General features: G+C 67.9%; 2 protein-coding genes. Both read right to left on the bottom strand.

Annotation, left to right across the window (positions count from 1 at the left end):
- On the bottom strand, positions 1-2,390 hold a 2,390-nt coding region (locus RMN95_RS07210; RefSeq protein ID WP_309616259.1), incomplete at its 3' end, for a DUF2309 domain-containing protein.
- Positions 2,387-3,335 (bottom strand): proton-conducting transporter membrane subunit (locus RMN95_RS07205; protein WP_309616258.1); only part of this gene is annotated, 949 nt, incomplete at its 5' end. The genes RMN95_RS07210 and RMN95_RS07205, both read right to left, overlap by 4 nt.

The following is a 3,335-nucleotide window of genomic DNA, read 5'->3' as shown; positions in this document are numbered from 1 at the left end:
GGTGTGCCCGGCTCGGGGCTGGCGGTCAGGGTGATCCATCCGTTGTCGAACAGATCTCGCAGCACCTGGTTGCGCGAGACGATCTCACCGACACGATCCAGTGGCGCCTGCACGAGCACGGCAAGCCGCAGCGGCTCGTGGAAGAGCTCAGCCCCGAACCCCACCGACTGCCACGGAAGGCCGCGACGCAGGTCGCCCCCTTGCCCGCTCAGCACCCCCAGCGTGCCGACGGCGTTGTGTATGGTCTTGGTCCCCGCGCCTAACTGGTCGGGGCCCAGCGCCGAGAAGTAGTACTGGTGGTTGATCCACTGGGCTACCACGACCGGCGCGGTCAGGATGGTTTCCAGCGCCCTGCCGTCTGGGTCGAATTCGGTGCGATACGAGTGCAGGAACACTCGGCGTTTCAGGTCAACCCCGCGGGTGAGCTCCCTGGGACCGATGATCATGGCGGCGTTTCCGGCCAGCCCCAGCTCGGGGTAGACCTCCGCCCAGTCGTGGGCGCGACGCCGCACGGGCGCAGCCCCACGGCGAGCCGAGGCCCCGGGCAGGTCTGCGGCCCGTTCCCGCACGAGTCGGCGGGCGGCCTCGAGCTGGAGAATCTCGAAGTCTGCGAGCGCCGCACGGTGGGTTTGCGGCACGAGGTGAGGGTCGAGTACAGCAACCAGGTCCGAGACGGTGTTGTGTTCGGCTGCCACGAAGAACGTGCTGTGGGGGATGTCGATGCCTCGGTGATCGAGCACCTCGCGCACGTCCGGGTCGTTGAAGATGGCTGCCGCGGCTCTCGCGTTGGGCGCACCGGGGTTGCCCCCGCAAGCACCGCACTCCAGCGACGATTCGTACAGGTTATTCGTGGTCGTCGAGCCGTGGCCGGCGAGCACCACCAGCGGCGCACACCGGGTGAGACCCATCATGCGCATCGCGGTCTCGGCCATCCCGGCACGTTCCTCCAGGGTGAACGCGTCGGCAACGGTGACCTCAGTGCTCACCGGCTGAGCCGTGAGCGCGTCCAGGCGGAGGGCGAGGCGTGCCGCCAGTCCCGGGGCCACCGTGCGAAGTGCGGCCCAGATTCCGAGAAACCAGCCCGCGGTCTCGGCGAGGGCGAACGGTGCCGCAGTCACCCTGTCGCCGGCGTGCAGTCCACAGGCGACGGCATCCCGCACTCTCAGGGCCCTGATGAGGCGTTGGGCGGGTGCGCGCTCGCTGGGGGACTCGGTGACGGTGTGACGCGGCGAGAGCAACGCCGGTAGTGAGTTCACCGCGCCCCGCGCACGGTACTTCACGAAGCGGATCGGTACGCCGAAGAATCCCGCGAATCCCACCGTTTCAATCCACGGAGAGCGTTCTAGCTGTCGGCGCATGCCCTCAGATCGTGGGTCGATGCACATCACCAGCTGCACGGCGGCGCGCTCGCGGGGCTGGACGGCGCCGTCGATCGACGACAGCAACTCGTCACGATAATGCAACTCGTACGCCCGCTGCCAGGTGAGTGGATGCTCCCGCTCAGGATGCAGCGCGAGCATCCGTGCCACGGCACCAACCTCCTCGCGACCCAGCATTCGCGTGCCGACCACGTGTCGCACCAGACGTTCGGCACGGGACCGCAGCGGTTCGGGCGCGCCGATGTCGGGCGTGGTCGCCGAAGCCGAGGGATCCATCGGGTCGCGAAGTGCACGGCGCAGGCTCAGCCGGAGCGCGAGATACGCGGTGAGATCGATGTCTCCCAGGTGCTCCGAGCGCCACTTGATGTGGGAGACCCAGCCAGGCAGCCGGGCGAGTTCGGCGCGCATGACGAGTTCGCTGTCGTCGTCGCTGATTCCGAGACCCGCGATCGCGTCGCCGAGAGCGTCGTCGGCGCGCTCGGCCAGCGACCGCAGTTCGCGCCGAGCGCGTCGTGGCAGGTCGAGATCATGCCGCGCCATCTGGCGCCAGGCCGAGTAGAGCCCTCCCGCACGGCCTGGCATCGGCCAGAGCGGCTCAGGGTCAAGGAAGGCGGCAACCCACTTGGCGGTGATCTGGTCGACCCGATCCAGCTTCGGTTCGAGCCGCGGTCGATGCAATGGTGCCGGTTGGTGAAGCTCGAGTTCGAGGGCGACAAGTTCGGCGCCGGTCATGCCCAGGTCAGCGAGTGTGACCTCGTCGGCATCCGCCAATTCGGGTATACGTTCGGTGACGGCGGCAACCAGATCGGCTGACAGGATTCGACCGGATCGGAAGTCGGCTACGTAGGCGCCCTGGGGCCGGGTCGTCGCGGCACCGTGCTGGTGCGCGTGATCAAAGGGCTGCCTTTCGCCGTTGGCCAGGGGATTCACCGCGATGAAGGAGTCGAGGGGCCAGGTCGGCACGATGTCGTGGGCGGCTCGCGCAACCTTCGCGCGCAGGAGAAGGGTCATGATGTCACTTCTTTCGTGTCGAAGGTCGGTCTTGTCCTGGCAGATGTCAGCGTGGTGCTGGCCAGCGCGCGTGCGTAAACCACCCTGCCAAGGCCACTCGGGGCGCCACGGCGGCGAGCCAGCAGCTCCATCGCCACGAGGGCGGTCGCCGGGAGCAGAAGCAGCCAGGGAGACGCCGCGATACCGGGTGCGGTCGGTGTCAGCAGTGAGTCGAACACGGCCAGGAAGGCGGTGTAGCCGAAGGCGAGAGCAGTGATGGACGTCACCCCGATCGCGACGGTACCAGGCGAAAAGCGCACGAGCAGCGCGGCGCCGAGGGTGACACCGCCGGTGAGAGCGACGAAAGCGACCAGGGCGAGACTCACCGCCGAGACATCCGGCGCGATGGTTAGTCGAGCCAGCGTCAGGGCGCCGGCGGGCACAATGATGGCGAGCATGATGGATGCCACCACCATCGTCGGTCGCACCGCCTCGCGCGTCGGCCAATCGCGTTGCACAGCGTGGCGACGCACTGCCGTTCCGGCACCGAGAAACAGCGTCGACTTGAACAGGGAGTGCGCGATGAGGTGAAACACGGCGGCCGTGAAGGCGCCCAGCCCGCAGGCCATCATCATGAAACCCATTTGCGCCATGGTCGAGTACACGAGTCGGCCTTTCACGTCGGGCTTGACGAGCCGAATCACGGAGGCGTAGACGAGCGTTGCGGCGCCCGCCAGGAATATGACGGTCATCGGGATGGCCTGGTCGCCGAGCACCGCCGCGAACCGGATCACCAGGATCGCACCGGCGTTCACGACCCCAGCGTGCAGTAGCGCCGAGACCGGTGTCGGGGCGGCCAGTGTCGCAGGCAGCCAGCCCTGGAACGGGATCTGGCTTGACCGGGCGAGGGCTGGCAGCACCAGCAGGAGCGCTACTGCGGTTGATGCCGGCATTGGGAGGGTGATG

This window comes from Salinibacterium sp., from assembly GCF_031364185.1.
In the GTDB taxonomy this organism is placed as follows: domain Bacteria; phylum Actinomycetota; class Actinomycetes; order Actinomycetales; family Microbacteriaceae; genus Rhodoglobus.
This window is presented reverse-complemented; position numbering and strand designations above follow the sequence as displayed.